This window comes from Paenibacillus tritici (assembly GCF_013204885.1).
Classification (GTDB): domain Bacteria; phylum Bacillota; class Bacilli; order Paenibacillales; family Paenibacillaceae; genus Paenibacillus_AQ; species Paenibacillus_AQ tritici.
This window is the reverse complement of sequence record NZ_JABMKX010000012.1, coordinates 299,597-317,236: the sequence shown is the minus strand read 5'-3', so window position 1 is coordinate 317,236 and position 17,640 is coordinate 299,597. Positions and strand designations below refer to the sequence as shown.

Genomic DNA, 17,640 nt, shown 5'->3' with positions numbered 1-17,640 from the left:
GGTCATGAGCCTAGAGGATCGGTCCGCCTTCTTCTGGCCAAGGAAAAAAGCGAAATAAAGAGCATGGCTACGACACATGTCGGTTTTATGCGGGGGACTCCGTAATAAGGGGGTCGCACCGCGATGTGCGGGTGCGAGAGTGCGGGGCCGAATGTATGCGGAAAACCGAATACAATGAGCGGGTGCGAGGGTGCGTGGCCGAATGTATGCGGAAAACCGAATACAATGAGCGGGTGCGACGGTGCGTGGCCGAATGTATGCGGAAAACCGAATACAATGAGCGAGTGCGGGTGCGAGTACGCGTGGGCCGGATGCCCCGGAAATGGGAAGATGGGTAAGGTCGTAGCCATACGAGTGGTCTGGACCGCAGAGGTTCTTACATTATCCACCAGCATCCACCCGCAGGGTGATTTTATTCCTGCACCCTTAGATCCCGCCCCCTTGTCCTCCCCCGTTCTGCGCCTGAGTTATCCTGTACTTGAACTAAGCCGGTAAATGGGGTATTATCTGCAATTGGGGCTGAATTTCTGGTACACATTATTCCAGCCTTACATAAGCTACACAAAACGAGTTAAAGGATGCGGTGTGTTCGTGCAGCAAGCCATAGCTATATTAGACTCAGGAGTGGGAGGATTGACCGTTGTCAAGGAAGTGATGCGACAGCTCCCGAGGGAGAAAATCATCTATTTCGGCGATACGGCGAGAGCCCCGTACGGACCCCGTTCAACTGAGGAAGTGAAACTGTTCACCGAACAAATCGTGGACTATTTAATTCAATTCAATCCTAAAATGATCGTCATTGCTTGCAACACGGCAACTGCGGCAGCTCTTGATTATATCTCCAGCAAGGTAGCCATTCCTGTGATCGGTGTGATTCACCCCGGTGCCCGCGCTGCTATCAGCGCGTCCAAGAGCGGTCAGGTCGGTGTGATCGGTACCGTCGGTACGATTACAAGCGGTGCCTATACGGCGGCGCTGAAGCAGCTGTCCCCTTTTGTACAGGTGGTCAGCCAGGCCTGTCCGGCACTGGTTCCCTATGTGGAGCAGGGCTTGTTCCGCTCGGAGGAGAGTCACCTCGCCGTGGCAGAGTCGCTGAACGGCATCAAATACGAGCCGATCGACACGCTGATTCTGGGCTGCACACATTATCCGTTCCTGATGGAGCCAATCAGCATGGTGATGGGACCGGGTGTCAAGCTGATCAGCTCGGCGGATGAGACTGCCCGGGAGATCAGTACCATTCTCTATGATAAAGGCCAGCTGGCGCGCGGGGATGAGAGTCCGATTCACCAGTTCTTCTGCAGCGGAGATGCAGAGATCTTCCAGCGGATTGCCCGGGACTGGCTGGGCGAACAGATCAGCCGGACACCTGTCGTATGGCAAGTATCCTCTATGTAGCACGTAAGATTTAGAGCGGTGAATTGAATAGGGACAAACCCTGGCGGTGACAATCCCTAGCGGTTACAATCCCGCGACCAAGGGGAAGGTTATCACTACCGCTACCGCTTTACAGCAAGCCGCATATGACCGACAGCACAGAGCAGCGATCTTCCAGTAACAGGAGGAGCGCTGCTCTCTTGCCATTTTAAGCTTCTGAAAGGTATAGCGGGTGTAGTTGGAAAAAAGGCACTCCCTTTTGCTGAAATGGAGTGTTGTGGGTAAGCAACTGTAAAAAGTCCACTTAATCCTCCGAATCCTATGGATTTCGTTGAAATTGGACGGAGCAAGTGTTGTTTTTCCAACTATTTCTTATAATTGTATCTTTACCGTTAAATTAGATGTACAAATACCAACTAAAAACATCCCCCGTGCTCCGAACTTAAATAGTAACGGCTACGCAGTCATTTTTAAGAACGGCAAAGTCGTTTCCGCTTGACGCAATTCCTCATGACCCGCTGCTGCTGCTCATATACTAGGCTTGAGGGCTGTGTCCCGCATATCTTCGCGTAAGATGCACAGGGACGGCGGCACCAGAGGGCCGGGAGGATGAGACATATGCAGCAATATATTGCCCGCAGGGGAGATACCGTAAGCCGTATAGCCGCAAGACACGGATTGACACCGGAGCATGTCATACAGGGGAATCCATGGGCTGGAAGCCAGCCTTATCTATATCCGGGGCAGGTGCTGCAACTGCCGTCTGCACCGCGCAAGCGTTATGCCGTGCAGACGGGAGACGATGTATACAGCATTGCAGCCTTATTCGGTGTGGGGGTCGAGGAGCTGGAGATGCTGAATCCCGGTGTAAGCTCGGGGCGCAGCTGCCTGCCGGGCAAGGTGCTGGTGCTTCCGGCCGCAGCCCGCAAGGCAGAGGTTTATCTGCGCGGGGAATATGGGCCGGCAGAGCTGGAGGCGGATGCTGCCGGACTTGCAGAGCGTTATTCTTGTGTCAGCAGCGAAATTATAGGCCACAGCGTGCTGGGCAAGCCGCTCCGCCTGCTGCGGATCGGCAGCGGCCCGCGCCAGCTCCATGTGAATTCCGCGCTGCATGCCAACGAATGGCTGACCGCGCCGTGCCTGATGCGGTTCCTCGAGGAATATGCAGCCGCGTTCGCTTCAGGCACGGACTGGCATGGCCACCGGCCTGCGGACTGGCACCGGGACTGGACGCTCTGGGCCGTACCGATGGCGAACCCCGACGGTGTCGAGCTGGTGCAGGAAGGGGCGATGAAGGACCATCCCTTCTATGAGGAGCTTATGAAGTGGAACTGCGGCAGGCGCAGCTTCCGGCACTGGAAGGCCAACATCCGCGGTGTGGATCTCGGGGACCAGTTCCCTGCGCACTGGGAAGAGGAGCGCGACCGGCGGCAGGTTCCCGGCCCGGCCCCGCGAGATTACAGCGGCAGTGCGCCGCTCAGTGAGCCGGAGGCTGCGGCACTGGCGGCGTTGGCCGAGCGGATTCCGGGCGACGCCGCTGTGTCCCTGCACAGCCAGGGGGCAGAGATCTACTGGAATTACCGGGGCTATGAGCCGCCGGAGAGTAAGCAGTGGGCAGCTAAGCTTGCGGCGGCCAGCGGCTACCGGGCGGTGGAGCTGACCGGCAGCGACGCCGGCTACAAGGACTGGTTCATCCAGCGTTTCCGTAAGCCGGGCTTCACGGTCGAGCTGGGTGCAGGCAAGAATCCGCTGCCTGCGGCAGATTTTGAGGATATGGCGCTGGAGACAGGACTCATCCTGGGGGCAATACTCTCCAATGTGCCAATATAATAATGCACACCAAGAAATCTTTCTTCATAAGCGGCGGAGGGTGCCTCCGGCTTTTGAAGGAAGGTTTCTTTCGTGTACCATTCGCTTGCCTCAACGCTGATAGATCCTCATCTCCAAATCCTTGAAATAATGCTTCGCCAGCCTGCCCGTGTTGTCACTGAATAACTGGCCTTTCGCATTCAATTTATAGACATAAGGCTTCACCGTTATGGATTGGGGAACCGTTACGAAAGAACGGTAGCCCAGTTCCTCCTTCCCCGGCTTTGCAGGAAATCCGCCATTGTTAACTCCTAAGAACACGTTTCCTTTTTCATCTGCAAGGTCATACAACAGCCTGCCCGGTTTTTGGACTGGGGCCGGAAAATCCCCTTTATAGCTTAGCTGAAGCTGCATCGTTAATGGTGTCATCTTGAAGGAGGTGACGGTGTAGCTGAATGTACCGCTCTTCTTGGCAGTGCCCGGTGTGATGCTTAGGAGACCGGCAATCCTGGTAACAGGGGCGGTGAAGATGAACGGCTCTTTGACTTCGTTGACATAAGCCTTCACCGTCAGCTCGAATGAATCCGGAATCTGCTGCTTAATGGCACCTTTTGTCAGTCCGATCAAGACGGCGTTCGGGTCACTTGGCATACTGCTAACGGACGTATTGTAATACATTTTTTTCCCGTTTGCGGAAATGCTCAGCTTGTCGAGATCCAGGAAAGTTTTATCTGTCTTCACAGTACTGCCTTCCTGCCGGATGCCCATCACCAGTTCATTGCCGTCATAGATAAGGTCAGTTAAGGTCAGCGTTACCCCATCATGGGTAATTGCCTGATTAAGTGTGCTGGATAATCCTGTTTGCAATACACCCTTCAACGTCGGACTGTCGCTAATTTTGAAAACACTGCTAACATTTGGAGCATTACTGGCTGATGCAGCATGAACAGGCCGGGCTAGTTCTCCGCTTATCATTGTAAATCCCAGCGTGGCCGACAATGCGGTTATAGCCATTATTTTTACAAGCGTCCTGGATTTGTTGATGTTCAATGTTCATTCGCTCCTCTGTGTGCAATATCTACTGATGCCTATATAACGTCTCCCGGCATCTGTATTGTGACAAGCTTAGAGTGCTTCTGCGTGTTCGGGGTCAAAATAATACACATCAAGGCGTATGAAAGCTATACCGTACTCGCCAAGGTCTATTGCTAAAATTAGCGTATAGAAGAGCGGCGGACGGCTTCCGGGACAAAAGGAGCGTCTGCCGGGAAAGCGAGGGCGAGATGGGGCAAGATACGTATACGCTGACAAGTAAACAAATCCCGCTGAATTCCTCCTACGACGTCATCGTAGTCGGAGGCGGACCGGCAGGCTGCACAGCCGCAGCCGCTGCGGCAAGAGAAGGGGCGCGGACGCTGCTGGTCGAGGCGACCGGGAGCCTGGGCGGAATGGGCACCTCCGGCCTGGTACCAGCCTGGTGCCCGTTCTCGGATAAAGAGAAGATGGTCTACCGTGGTCTCGCGGCCAAGGTGTTCAATACCTTAAAGGCACAAATGCCGCATGTGCAGGCGGATGCCATGGACTGGGTGCCGATCGAACCGGAGAAGCTGAAGCGGGTCTATGACGATCTCGTAACGGAGTCGGGTGCGCATATCCTGCTCCTGACCGCGCTTGCGGATGTGGACAGAGACGACCAAGGCAACATCACCACCCTCCTCCTCTTGAACAAAGGCGGCTTGCAGGCCTTCCGCGCAGCTGTCTATGTCGATTGCACAGGAGACGGCGATGTCGCTGCCTGGGCGGGGGCCGAGTACCAGATGGGGGACGAGGAGACCGGCGAGCTTCAGCCTGCCACCCATTGCTTCATCCTTGGCAACGTGGATGATTATGCTTATGTGAACGGGCCGAAGCTGCACGCAGAGAACCCGCACAGCCCGATCCACGAGGTGGTCCGGTCCGGAGAATACCCGGACATTCCGGACACCCATCTGTGCAACAATATGGTGGCTCCGCGTGCCGTAGGCTTCAACGCCGGGCATCTATGGGGAGTCGATAACACCAATCCCTTCTCCGTATCCGGGGCGCTGGTAGAGGGACGCAAGATGGCAGCCGCCTACCGGGACATGCTTGCTGCTGTCCACCCTGCGGCCTTCGGCAACGCGGTGGTCATGAGTACAGGCACGCTGATCGGAACGCGGGAATCCCGGCGGATTACCGGTGATTACGTCCTGACGGCGGAGGACTACATCTCACGCAGAAGCTTCGGCGATGAGATCTGCCGTAACAGCTACTTCATTGATGTACACGGCACGCAGAAGGAGCAGCAGAGCGGGGATGGATCAAGCCTGGCCATCACGCTCTACGGGCCGGGCGAATCGCACGGCATTCCGTACCGCTGCCTTACGCCGCGCGGACTGCGCAACGTTCTGGTCGCCGGGCGTTCCATCTCCTGCGACCGCAGAGTGCTGGGCAGTGTCCGGGTCATGCCGGTCTGCCTGGCGATGGGCGAAGCCGCCGGGATGGCTGCGGCTCTGGCTGCCGCTAAGAACGGCGGCGACGTACATGCCGTTAATGTCGCTCATCTTCGCACTAGGCTGCGGGAAGAGGGCGGCTATCTGCCGGACAACCAAGCTGAAACTGCAGGGGAGAGAATGGAATGAGTCAATCTGCCGTTACCCGCAAGACCGCTAAGCCATCTGCCGGAACCTACTGGACGCGCAAAAGACGGGAGCAGCTCGCCGGATGGCTGTTCATTGCTCCAGAAGTCATCGGAATGCTCGTAATCGCGGTATTCCCGCTCTTGTTCAGCCTGTTCCTCAGCCTGACAGAATGGAATCTGGTCGGAGGCTTGTCGGCGATCAACTTCGTCGGCCTGGATAACTTCGTCGAGCTGTTTAAGGATAACCGCTTCCTGCTGGCTCTGAAGAACAATGTGCTGTTTACAGTGGGCACAGTGCCTGTTACCATGCTGCTCGGAGTGGTGCTCTCGGCGCTGATCCATAAGAAGCTGTATGCCAAGACGTTCTTCAAAGTAGCCTTTTTCGTACCCTATATCTGCTCCACGGTAGCAATTGCCGCCGTCTGGCAGGCGCTCTATCACCCGTCCAAAGGACCGATCAACCAGATTCTGATGCAGATCGGGTTATCTGAGCCGCCGCGCTGGCTGGTCGATACCAGCTTCTCGCTGATTGCCATTATGATCATCTATGTCTGGCAGCTGCTGGGGTATCAGATTATTATTTTCCTGGCAGGGATGACGAATATTCCAGAGGAGCTGTATGAGGCGGCTACCATTGACGGGGCCAGCGGGATCGGACAGTTCCGGCGGATTACGCTGCCGCTGCTGGGTCCGACCACATTTTTCCTGGCGATTACCAGTACGATTTCCTCCTTCAAAATATTCGACATGATCAAGTTCCTGACGAACGGCGGTCCCAACTATTCGAGTACGGTTATCGTGTACCAGATTTATGAGGAAGGCTTCGAGCGCTTCAAAATGGGCTATGCCTCGGCGATGTCCTGGGTGCTGTTCCTCATCATCATGCTGGTCACCTCGATTACCTGGATGACACAGAACCGCAAAGTCCATTATTAGTCCACGGCGAAAGGAACGAAAGGCAATGACAAAGAGAAAATTCAAGACCGGCAATCTGATCTTTACGGCCCTGTTCGCCCTGCTCTCGGTATTCTTCCTGATGCCGCTGGTGTGGATGCTGTCCGCCGCCTCCAAGACGGAGAAGGAGGTCTGGACCTTCCCGATTCAGTGGATTCCCAACGACTGGAATCTGGTCGCCAACTTCAAGGCGGTGTGGATGGGCGATGTGGCGTTTGGATTGTTCTATATGAACTCGCTCAAAATCGCCCTGATCTCCACCCTGGCGACCATTGTAATCTCGGCTATGGCCGGGTATGCGCTCGCCAAGCTTGATTTCAAGGGCAGAACCGTGGTCTTCACCCTGATGCTGGCCTTCATGATGATCCCGGAGCAGGCGACACTGGTTCCGCGCTATATTATGATTAAGGAGCTGGGACTCTACGACTCCCACGCAGCGCTCATCCTGATGGGGATGTTCTCCAGCTACTTCACCTTCCTGCTGCGCCAGTTCATGATCGGCATTCATAATGATATGCTGGAAGCTGCCGAGCTGGACGGTGCCGGGTTCTTCCGGATCTTCTGGAGTGTGGCGCTGCCGCTGAGCCGGCCGATTCTGGCTACCGTAGGGATTATCAAGTTCATCTGGACCTGGAATGATTACCAGGGGCCGCTGATTATGCTGAATTCGACCAAGCTGTACACCATTCCGCTCGGGATGCAGTTTTTCAAGGAGGAATTCGGCACGCAAATCTCCGTCATGATGATGGCTTCCGTGGCGGCGATCCTGCCGCTGCTGGTACTCTTCCTGGCGCTGCAAAAGCAGGTCATCGACGGAATTGCCATCGGCGGGGTTAAAGGGTAAAGGTCAAAAAAATGTACGCGTACACCGCATAGCTGTACACGGTGTGCGCGGAGCTTAGATTGTATAATGAGCCTGCAGACCACAAATCAAGGGGGAATTGCTTTGAAAAAACTACCGTTAATGCTAGCCAGTATGCTCCTCATGCTCTCCGTCACCGCGTGCGGCGGGAATGGAGGCAACTCATCAGCGGCAACCGACGCACCGGCCTCGGCTGATCCGGCTGCCGGGGGCAGCAGCACAGCCCAGCCCGCAGGCAAAGCGAAGATCAAATTCTACACGTTCAAGGCGGATAAGCCGGAAGAGCCGATCTTCCAGGCCGTGCAGGCTTATAACGCAGCTCAGGATAAAGTAGAGGTTGAATACGAATCCCTGGTTCAGAACAGCGACAGCACCGATTTCATGAAGAAGCTGGATATTCTGGTAGCCGGCGGAGAAGTGGTCGATGTGTTCATGACCGGGAACGAGGATGAACTGCTGGAGCGTGCCTCACGCGGTGTTGTGGAACCGCTTAACTCCTTTTTTGAACAGGAGAGCATCAAGCCTGAGGATGAATATTCCAAGCTGTTGAAGCTGGAGGATAAGGTATACGGCATTCTGCCAAGCTCGACGCAGTGGCTGACTGTCTTCAATAAGGATCATCTGGAAGCCGCAGGGCTGTCCCTGCCTGAGATGGGCTGGACCTGGGATGATTTCCGTGATTATGCCAAAAAGCTGACGACACCCGAGCACTTCGGAACGTACTTCCACACGTGGGGAGAATATCCGAACGTTATCGCTTACACCGAGAAGCCGCATCCGCAGCTGAGTGCAGACCTGAAGCCGATTTTTGATGATCCGTCCTTCGAGTACTTCTTCAATCTCCGCCGCGTGATGGAGAAGGAAGACAAGAGTGTTGAGCCGTATGCCGATGTGCTGGCCTCGAACTATCATGTGCTGCAGCAGTTTTTTGCCGGAAATGCCAGTATGCTGGCTGTGCCAAGCTATGCAGTCAGAGCGGCGCTGAATCTGGAGAAATTCCCGCATGAGTTCCAGAGCATGTACGCACCGCTGCCGCGCTCCGTGGACAGCAAAGAGCTGGGCATGACGAATATCTCCGGCGGCGGGTTGGCCATGGGTGCGAAATCAGCGAACAAGGAAGCCTCGTATGACTTCATCCGCTGGATGTCCAAGGAAGCCTATAAGTTCACCAAGGAAATTCCGGCCTTCAAGGGTGTGGACGGAGCAGAGCTGATTAACGGATTTTTCGGTGAAAATATAGACCTGATCGATACCGCCTCCTTATCCAAAACGCTGTTCGATCCTAACCTTAAAATGCCCGATACCTTCAGCGTGCCTTACGGCAGTGAACTGAAAGCGATTGTGGAGAACGGCTTCGCCAGCTACATCCTGGATAACCGCAGCTTCGAGGAGATCAAGGGTGAAATGACAGCCGAGGTGGAAAAGGTAGTTCAGGCCAACCAGAAATAACGAATGAAGCATAAGGCAGCAGCGATTATGGATTATAATAGGGACGAATGAATCTTTATACTACAGTACAAGGTGGAATGCTTATGAAATGGGTAAGCCGTTTTTCTTTCCATCGCAGACTGCAGTTCACGTTCCTGATCCTGATTCTGCTGCCTTTTATTGTCGTTACCTTCTGGTCGTACACCTCCGTTAGAGAGAATGTGAGTGACAAAATCGCCCGTTCCAATGAGGAGACCCTGAAGGTGATCGGAAGTCAAATAGAGAAAACCGTAGACAGCATCTCGTTTGTCTCGGTTTATTTCTCTGAGGCGTATGATCCGGCCGTGCTGGAAAGTCTGCGTTATCTCAAAAACACCGGGAACTTCGGGAACTACGGAGTGTATACCCACTACAATAAACTCAAGACTACGGCCAATATCCTGTCGGTGCAGTCGCTGGATGCTGATCTGCAGATCATGCTGGTCAACCGGGAGAACCGGATTCTGATCGGTAACCAGGAGATTCCGGTCTTCTCGGAATTGCCGGAGCGTCTTCTGCAGGAGAGCGGCAAGCTGAATGAGCAGGAAAAAATAACCCTGCAATGGTTCCCCTACGGCGGCACCCCCGCTGCACCGGATTATTATTATGCGGTACGCTTCATTACCGACCCGCTGAACCAGAACAAGCTGGCGAGGCTGTATGTGGGCATTCCGAGTCATTATTTCCGTAACCTGCTGGATACGGGCAATCCGGAGAGCAGGCTCTCGCTGGCGGACCAGAAGGGGAGAAGCATCGCAGTCACGGGTGAAGCGGAAAATGACAACGAAAGCTCGCTGCTGATTAGTGAGGTCCGCATCCCCAAGGTAGGCTGGCTGCTCACCAGCAAGACGCCCCGCGATTCTATCGACAGTCATATCAACCGTGAATTTCTGGTCTCGATATCGGTGGTCGGTCTGTTCTTCCTGGCATTTCTGATCCTGTCGATGCTGTGGGCCGGATATATGAACAAGCCGATCAGCCTGCTGCGGACCAGCGTCAAGCAGTATGTCGGCGGCAACCGCGCAGTGCGGATACCCGTCCGGGGGAAGGATGAGGTGGCGGTGCTGTCTGCCGCTTTTAATCAGATGCTGGACGATATGAACCAGCTTCTGCAGCAGGTCGAGAGTGAGCAGGAGGAGAAAAGGCGGCTGGAGCTTCAGGCGCTGGCGGCGCAGATCCGGCCCCATTTCCTGCTCAATACGCTCAATTCGATCAAGGTGGATCTGCTGCTAAGCGGGGATGAGCCGCACGGTGCCATGATTGATGCACTGATGAAGCTGCTGCGCGTGTACGTCCATGTGGACAAGCCGCTGGAGCTGGCGGAAGAGTGCCGGGTGCTTGGCAGCTACGTGCAGGTGATGCAGATCCGCAACCGTTTGGATATTGCTTTTGAATGTGTGCTGGACGGGGAGGCTGGAGCGGTGATGCTGCCGAGGCTGCTGCTGCAGCCCATTGTCGAGAATGCCATCAGCCACGGCTTCTCGGCCCGTCCGCAGAATCCGGCGATCCGGCTCGAAGCAGAGATGGAACAGGATCTGCTGAAGATCAGCATCAGCGATAATGGCCGGGGGATGCCGGAGGATAAGCTCCAGCGCCTGAACCGGCGTCTGCAAGGCAGTGAAGACACGGCGCTGTGGCCGGAAAAAGGGGTCGGGCTGGTGAACACGGCACGCCGGCTGGAGGTATTGTACGGATACCGTGCGCGGTTGAGCGCGCAGGCAGGCACAGAGGAAGGCATGACGTTTACCCTATATATCCCTATAACCAGTGAGAAGGAGGCGGTTCCCCTTGATGACCCTGATGCTGATAGATGATGATGTCCCGATGCTGGAGTATGTAGAATATCTGCTCGGGTCTCTGGGGCTGGATCTGCAGCTTGTAGCTTCGGCTTACAGCAGTGAGGATGCGCTGGAGCAGTTCCATGATGTATTGCCCGATCTCGTTATTATCGACATCGGCCTGCCGGGCATGGACGGGCTGGAGCTTGCGGCTGCCTTCCGGATCACCAAGCCGGAGGTGCGGCTGATCTTCCTGACCTGCTATGAGGACTTCCATTACTCGAAGCGGGCTATCCAATTGGAGGCGGATGATTATCTGATTAAGGATGAACTGTCGCCCGAGCAGCTTAAGGGCAGTCTGGGCAAAGCGATGAGCCGCTTCAAAAGCCGGGAGGAGCTGCTGGAGCGCTACTCCTTCCGCCAGGCTATTGAGCGCAATAAGGAAGTGCTGAAGCAGAGCTTCCTGAAACAGCTTTTGTCCGGTGCGGCAGACCAGGAGAGTACCCTGGAATTCGGTGAACGCCTGGGCATCTCCTGGAAGCTGCCTTATCTGCGCCATGGATTTCTGCATATGGATGCCGCTTCGGTAACGGAACGTTACCGGTATAAGGATATTCCGCTGATTCATTTTGCCGTGAACAATATCGCGCTGGAGCTGTCCGCCGGAGAGCCTTCCATTACACCTATCATGAGCAGGGAGGCCGACCTCTATCTGGTCTGGAATGTGGCGGACCCCGGGGTTGCGGAGAATACGCTGACTGCCTTCATGCAAGCGGTCATGGACAAGGTGGAGCAGTATCTGAAAATTACCCTGCGGGGCTTCTACTCCGGCGCTTCCGTACCGTTGCGCAACTTCGACTCGCTGTATAAGACGCTCATGGACAGCCGCGAGTATAACTTCTATAAGGCGGTTACGCCTATTGCTGCCCTTGATGAACAGGCGGATTTCGGGCAGACCGCTGAATGGCGCGGAGAGAAGGAACGCGGGATGCTGTCGCTGGCGCTGGAGGAGGGGCAGGCCGCCTGGATTGATCTGGCGGTGAATCAGTGGACACAGCAGGCAGCGGCGGAGCGGCTGCTGCCCCGGCTGGTGAAGGAGGCCTGCGGCAATTTTGTGCGGCAGCTGGCCTTTGAGGCCGGGGGGCTGGCTGAGGAGGAGTTCTTCACGCAGCTGGAGCAGACGGTTCATATCCGGGAGGCGGCGGGCTTGACCAAGCGGGAGCTGAGGAATCTGTGGAGACAGCATACGCTGGCCCCGGCTGCCGCAGAAGCGAAGGACATCCGGCTTCAGGCCGTCGACCAGTTCCTGGAGGAGCATGTGGACCAGATGGTGACCTCAACCGATATGGCGGAGCATCTGCATCTGAACGCCAGCTACTTCTCCCGCTATTTCAAGAAGCTGTCCGGCGTTAATTTCACCGACTACGTCAATCAGTACAAAATGAACATGGCGATCACGATGCTGGCCCGTCCGCATGAAACCGTGGAGAATGTGGCCTACACGCTCGGCTTCTCCGACCGGGCGTATTTCTCCAAGGTCTTCAAGAAATACAGCGGCCGAAATCCCAGTGAATTCAAGGCTGTGCCGCCGGAAGAGGACGGCAGAGAGCCATCCACGGATGACGCCAAGCCATAAAAGTCAAAACTGTCCACCGGAACAGGCAATCAGTCTGCACGCTATAGACGCCTCCGCCTCACTATAATGGTGAGGAGTCTAAGTATAGCTTCAAGGAGGAAGAACGATGAATAGAACTGTATTTACCTTGCCTGCAGAGGATATAACGATATCCCGCGAGGTGGATGTGCTCGTTGCGGGCGGCGGGCCTGCCGGGGTGGCGGCGGCGATATCGGCGGCCCGGAGCGGGGCCCGGACCCTGCTGATTGAGCAGCGCGGCTTCCTGGGCGGCATGGGTACCGTTGCTCTGGTTCCGGCCTTCTGCCCTTACAGCGACGGGGAGAAGGCTGTGGTGCGCGGCATCGGCCTCGAACTGCTGGAGCGGATGAAGGCGGAATGTGAGCCGGAATTCCGCGAACGTTTCGGAGCCGAGCTGGATTGGGTGCCAATCGACCCGGAGGTGCTGAAGCGCGTGTATGACGAGGCTGTTACGGAGAGCGGAGCTGAGGTACTGCTCCATACCATCGCCAGCCAGACGGTTATGGATAGGGACGGAGGCAGAATTGACGGTGTAGTGATCGTCAACAAGTCCGGCCGGAGCCTCATCCGGGCCAAAACGGTCATTGATACGACCGGTGATGCCGATCTGGCCGCCTTGGCGGGTGCGCCGTTCCACAAAGGCGGGGAAGCAGGCGAGCTTCAAGCCGCGACCATGTGTTACCTGCTGGCCAATGTGGACCGCAGGCGTTTTGAGCAATACCGGAATGAAAGCGGTGACACCGATCAGATTCATGCAGCCGTACAGCGGGCGCAAGCGGACGGGAAGCTGCCGCAGGGCCGGGACTCCGTCTCCGGGCTGTCCTGGGTTGCCGACTATCTGGTCGGTGTCAATTTCGGCCATGTGTTTGGTATTGACGGCGTAAGAGCCGAGGACTTGACCCGGGGAGCCATAGAGGGGCGTAAGCTGGTCCGCCGCCAGCTGGAATTCTTCCGGGCGTATGTTCCCGGATTCGAACAGGCCCATCTGGTGTCTACCGGTGAGCAGATCGGCATCCGCGAGACGCGGCGGATTGTGGGCGACTACGTTCTGACCCAGGAGGATTTCATGAATATGGCCTCCTTCCCGGATGATATTGCCCGTAACAGCTATTTCATTGATATCCATATGGCGCGCAGCAGCGGGGCGATGCATATTCACCATCTGCCGCCCGGTAAGTCCCACGGTGTTCCCTACCGCTGTATGCTGCCGGTTGGCCTGGAGAATGTATGGGTGGCCGGGCGCGCAGCCTCCTCGGACCGTGTGGTGCAAGGCTCGCTGCGTGTGATGCCCAACTGCTTCGCTATGGGGCAGGCGGCAGGAATGGCGGCGGCGATGGCCGCCGGAACGGACAGCTTAAGCCGGAAGGTGGATATCACCGCGCTTCAGCACGGGCTGGTCGGGCAGGGAGCCTGGCTGGGAGAGGCGATCACAGCGTTATAACTAATTGCGGGAGAGTGATTAGAATGACAAGTAACCATGTGAGACATAATTCAAGGCAAGGCAGGCCGCGCAGGTTGACCCTGCTGGGCATGATTGCATTTTTACTGTTCAGTCTACTATCCGGCTTGTCAGGTCCTGTTGCAGAGGCGGCAGGCAACACATATTACGTCGATTCTGCCCAGGGCAGCGACAGCAATTCCGGCACCAGTGAAGCTGCAGCCTGGAAAACGCTGGGCCAAGTGAACAGCTTGACCTTCAGCCCGGGAGACCGGATTCTGCTTAAGGCGGGCAGTGTATGGAATGACCAGTATCTGGATCTTAAGGGCTCAGGCTCTGAGGGGAATCCGATTACAGTTGACCGCTACGGGAGCGGAGCCAAGCCGCTGATTCATTTCGGCAACACCGCTGTGGGCGGAGAAGGCTTCGGTGTCCGGCTGCGCAATGTCTCGTATTGGGAGATTCATAATCTGGAGATTACAAGCGGACAGCAGCCCACGGATATGCGGAGGAACGGCGTGCTGGTGGTGGGGGATGGAGCAGGAGCGGGGAACTTCCGGCATATTTATATCCGGAATCTCGACATTCACGATATCTTCGGCACAGACCGCCGCACAGGCGGCATCAACTTCCATGCGCGCGGAGCAAATACTGGACCGGAGAGCACCTGGGAAGATATTCTGATCGAGAATAACACCGTGATCAACGTGGCGGATACAGGGATTCAGACGATGACGGATGCTTTTTTCAACAGTGCCTGGACGCATAAGTTCGATGCCTTCCGGGGTGTGGTGATCCGCGGCAATGTGGTGGAGAAGATCCACCGGGACGGCATCCTGGTCAGAGCCAGCGCCTCGCCGCTGATCGAATACAATAAGACGAAGTCCATCGGAGAAGCCTGCGAGGTGAATACATCCATCGTCAATTACCTGGAGGATATCACTGTTGTTGCGGCGCAGTGGGCTTATTATACGAAGGGTGCTATTTTCCAGTACAACGAGGCCTCCGATACCCGGATGCTGGGCGGAGACGGTCAGCCGTGGGACTTCGATATCGAGGTGCACGACAGCATCTACCAGTATAATTTCAGCTATAACAACGAAGGCGGCACGCTGCTGGTCATGAACAACACGAACAATAATATTTTCCGCTACAATATCAGCCAGAACGACAAGGATGCGAACGGGGTGTTCCATCTGGTGAACGGCGGCGGTAATCTCTATGTCTACAACAACATCATCTACCGTTCGGGCACGCAGAATAAGGCGCTGACCCATGCGAGCAACACAGGAATGGCTTATTACACGAACAATATCTTTTATAATGGGGCCAGCGGCCAGTACACGAACAGCCCGAGAATGACGTATGATCACAACAGCTTCTACGGGCTGAATTCAAGCGTTCCGAACGATCCCCATAAAATCACCGGCAATCCCGGATTCGTAAGTCCCGGCACGGCCACCGGCCTCACTTCAGCAGACGGCTATAAGCTGGCTCTGACCTCTCCGCTGCTTAATGCCGGGGTGGTGGTTGCCGATAACGGAGGACAGGACTACTTCGGGAATACACTGTATAACGGCGCGCCGGATATCGGAGCTTTTGAATTCCAGGGTACGATTACACCTCCGGTTATGCTGTTCCAGGATGATTTTGAGGATGGCAATTCCAGCGGATGGACGACTTCCGGCGGAGCCTGGAGTATAGAGGATGACGGTTCGAAGGCTCTATCACAGAACTCCGGGACAGGAGAAGCGCTTGCCTATACGGGCGACGCCTCCTGGAGGGATTACACGTATTCTGCCAAAGTTAAGCTGCTGAATACCTTCGCCAACGCCGGACTTCTGTTCCGGTATGCGGATGCTTCCAATTATTACATGTTCCGGCTGAACGATTCCGGCGACAAGGCGGAGCTGTTCAAAAAAACAGCCGGAACACTCACGATGGTCAGCAGCGCCAGCTTTGCCGTTACGCCTGGCCAGTGGACAGAGATGAAGGTGACAGTCAGCGGTACTACGATTACAGCATCTGCCGGAGGGAGCCAGCTGATCCAGTGGACCGATACGGCGGCGCAGCCGGCCGGAGGGAAGATTGGCCTGCGGATGCATTCCAGCACTGCACGGATGGATGACGTTAAGGTTACCGAGTAAGGTTGGCGGGGCGACCGATCAAATTTTATTTTAAAAATGAAACGATTTCTGCAAATTTGCGTAAGATAACAGCAAAGGGTACGGCCGCAATCCTTCCATTAGGTGCTCAGCGGCTGTGCCCTTTTCTATTTCAAGGGATCTCAAGCAAATGAAGCAGGGAGGACTACTTATGAAATTCAGAAAACTGTTGTCGCTCAAACAATGGTCTCATATATTCCGCAGCTCCTGGCGATATATTATTTCACCGGAGGTCGCTATGGGAGATAAGCTGCTGTTCACTATTCCGGCACTGCTATACTGGGTACTGCCCGACTTCATGCCGTTCATACCGATTGACGATATCGGAGTAACAATGCTGCTGATGGGCTGGTTCGTGACACGGATGGACCGCAAATATGCGGCGCTGAGCAGCGGAAGATGATGTTTTAGCGAAAAATACTGGTGCAACTGCGGATGAATGTCAGCTAATGGTTGCTTTATCGGCCTATATTCCTTAAAATGAATTATTGAGTATTTAAACTATAGATGCCTGGGAGATGGATTCGGATGAACGTCAAAATTACCCGCAATGCGGCTAAAGTGATAAAAAAAACCATGGAGCTTGAAGGCAACAGCGAGCTTAAGCTGCGTGTAGCCATTACACATGCCCACGGCGATCATGCCCACTATGGACTGGATCTGGACACGCCCAAGGAGAACGATGTAGTGGTCTCCACTGACAAGGATATCGATGTCATTCTTGATCCGAGCCAGCCGCTGCTGGACGGAGTGAAGATTGATTATCTCTACTTACCCGAAGAAGGTTTCGTTATTACTAATCCGTCTAAAGGAAATCATGGCGATCACTAGTTGATCCGCCCTTATTTTACGGACATAAAGAAGGGTTGCTTCATGGCTAACGATATAAGATTATGTGACGAGTGCAATCATATCAAAATGAAAAGCATCGTGCCCAAGCTGCTGAAGATGGCACCTGATGCCGAAATCAAGACAGGCTGCATCTCCTACTGCGGACCTTGCGGCAAACGCCCGTTCGTCTACATCAACGGCCGTTACATCAGCGGTCCGACAGAAGACGAGGTGCTGGCCAAAGCGGAAGCTTTCGTTAAGCGGCCGGTGGAGAAGGCGTAGCTCGGGTCCGAGCTGAGCTGTTAGACAGTTAGTTTCAATGCACAGCCCCCGCGTTATTTGCGGGGGCTGTTTTGGTGTGTGCGGATGTATGCGAAAAACCGAACACAATGGGCGGGGGCGTGGGGGGGCGGGCCGAGTGTATGCCAAAAACAACATACAATGTGTAGCTATGAGGGTGAACGGGGCAAATGTATGTGGAAAACAACATACAATATGCAGCTGCAAGGGTGAGCGGAGCAAATGTATATGGAAAACAACATACAATATGCAGCTGCAAGGGTGAACGGGGCAAATGTGTGTGGAAAAAAACATACAATGTGCAGCTGTGAGGGTGAACGGAGGAAATGTATGCCAAAACAACATA

General features: G+C 55.1%; 14 protein-coding genes. 13 read left to right on the top strand and 1 reads right to left on the bottom strand.

Annotated elements, in window-relative coordinates; genetic code table 11:
• Positions 1-591 precede the first annotated feature (591 nt).
• Entirely contained in the window at positions 592-1,398 is an 807-nt protein-coding gene (gene racE / locus HQN87_RS22565) for a glutamate racemase (protein WP_281424973.1), read from the top strand.
• 597 nt (positions 1,399-1,995) lie between these two features.
• Positions 1,996-3,207, top strand: a complete 1,212-nt coding sequence (locus HQN87_RS22560; RefSeq protein ID WP_173137850.1) for a M14 family zinc carboxypeptidase — start codon at positions 1,996-1,998, stop codon at positions 3,205-3,207.
• A gap of 90 nt (positions 3,208-3,297) precedes the next feature.
• Here HQN87_RS22560 and HQN87_RS22555 read toward each other — a convergent pair whose 3' ends face one another.
• Positions 3,298-4,236, bottom strand: a complete 939-nt coding sequence (locus tag HQN87_RS22555; protein WP_173137848.1) for a DUF4179 domain-containing protein — start codon at positions 4,234-4,236, stop codon at positions 3,298-3,300.
• A 155-nt stretch (positions 4,237-4,391) separates the two neighbouring features.
• On the opposite strand from HQN87_RS22555, the gene HQN87_RS22550 reads away from it, so the two are divergent.
• The 11 genes from HQN87_RS22550 to HQN87_RS22500 all read left to right on the top strand — a co-directional run bounded on the left by HQN87_RS22550 (position 4,392) and on the right by HQN87_RS22500 (position 17,276).
• Positions 4,392-5,846 carry an FAD-dependent oxidoreductase gene (locus tag HQN87_RS22550; RefSeq protein ID WP_254075612.1) on the top strand — a complete coding sequence of 485 codons (1,455 nt, stop codon included), beginning with the start codon at positions 4,392-4,394 and terminating at the stop codon, positions 5,844-5,846.
• Complete coding sequence (locus HQN87_RS22545; RefSeq protein WP_173137846.1) at positions 5,843-6,781, top strand: carbohydrate ABC transporter permease; 939 nt, start codon at positions 5,843-5,845, stop codon at positions 6,779-6,781. The genes HQN87_RS22550 and HQN87_RS22545 overlap by 4 nt, the downstream gene beginning before the upstream one ends.
• A gap of 25 nt (positions 6,782-6,806) precedes the next feature.
• Positions 6,807-7,643 (top strand): carbohydrate ABC transporter permease, encoded by an 837-nt coding sequence (locus HQN87_RS22540; protein ID WP_173137844.1) that lies wholly within the window; start codon positions 6,807-6,809, stop codon positions 7,641-7,643.
• Between the two features lie 102 nt (positions 7,644-7,745).
• Complete coding sequence (locus HQN87_RS22535; protein WP_173137842.1) at positions 7,746-9,110, top strand: ABC transporter substrate-binding protein; 1,365 nt, start codon at positions 7,746-7,748, stop codon at positions 9,108-9,110.
• Between the two features lie 83 nt (positions 9,111-9,193).
• Entirely contained in the window at positions 9,194-10,942 is a 1,749-nt protein-coding gene (locus tag HQN87_RS22530; protein WP_173137840.1) for a sensor histidine kinase, read from the top strand.
• Positions 10,920-12,542 carry a response regulator transcription factor gene (locus tag HQN87_RS22525; RefSeq protein WP_254075618.1) on the top strand — a complete coding sequence of 541 codons (1,623 nt, stop codon included), beginning with the start codon at positions 10,920-10,922 and terminating at the stop codon, positions 12,540-12,542. The genes HQN87_RS22530 and HQN87_RS22525 overlap by 23 nt, the downstream gene beginning before the upstream one ends.
• Positions 12,543-12,648: 106 nt before the next feature.
• The gene (locus tag HQN87_RS22520) at positions 12,649-14,001 is read left to right on the top strand and encodes an FAD-dependent oxidoreductase (protein ID WP_173137836.1); all 1,353 of its coding nucleotides are present in this window, start codon (positions 12,649-12,651) and stop codon (positions 13,999-14,001) included.
• A gap of 23 nt (positions 14,002-14,024) precedes the next feature.
• Positions 14,025-16,145: a 3-keto-alpha-glucoside-1,2-lyase-like domain-containing protein gene (locus tag HQN87_RS22515; RefSeq protein WP_173137834.1), complete on the top strand. Its 2,121-nt coding sequence runs from the start codon at positions 14,025-14,027 to the stop codon at positions 16,143-16,145.
• 169 nt (positions 16,146-16,314) lie between these two features.
• Positions 16,315-16,566: a hypothetical protein gene (locus HQN87_RS22510; RefSeq protein WP_173137832.1), complete on the top strand. Its 252-nt coding sequence runs from the start codon at positions 16,315-16,317 to the stop codon at positions 16,564-16,566.
• 125 nt (positions 16,567-16,691) lie between these two features.
• Complete coding sequence (locus HQN87_RS22505; RefSeq protein ID WP_173137830.1) at positions 16,692-16,994, top strand: HesB/IscA family protein; 303 nt, start codon at positions 16,692-16,694, stop codon at positions 16,992-16,994.
• A gap of 42 nt (positions 16,995-17,036) precedes the next feature.
• Complete coding sequence (locus tag HQN87_RS22500; RefSeq protein WP_173137828.1) at positions 17,037-17,276, top strand: DUF1450 domain-containing protein; 240 nt, start codon at positions 17,037-17,039, stop codon at positions 17,274-17,276.
• Positions 17,277-17,640: the final 364 nt, after the last annotated feature.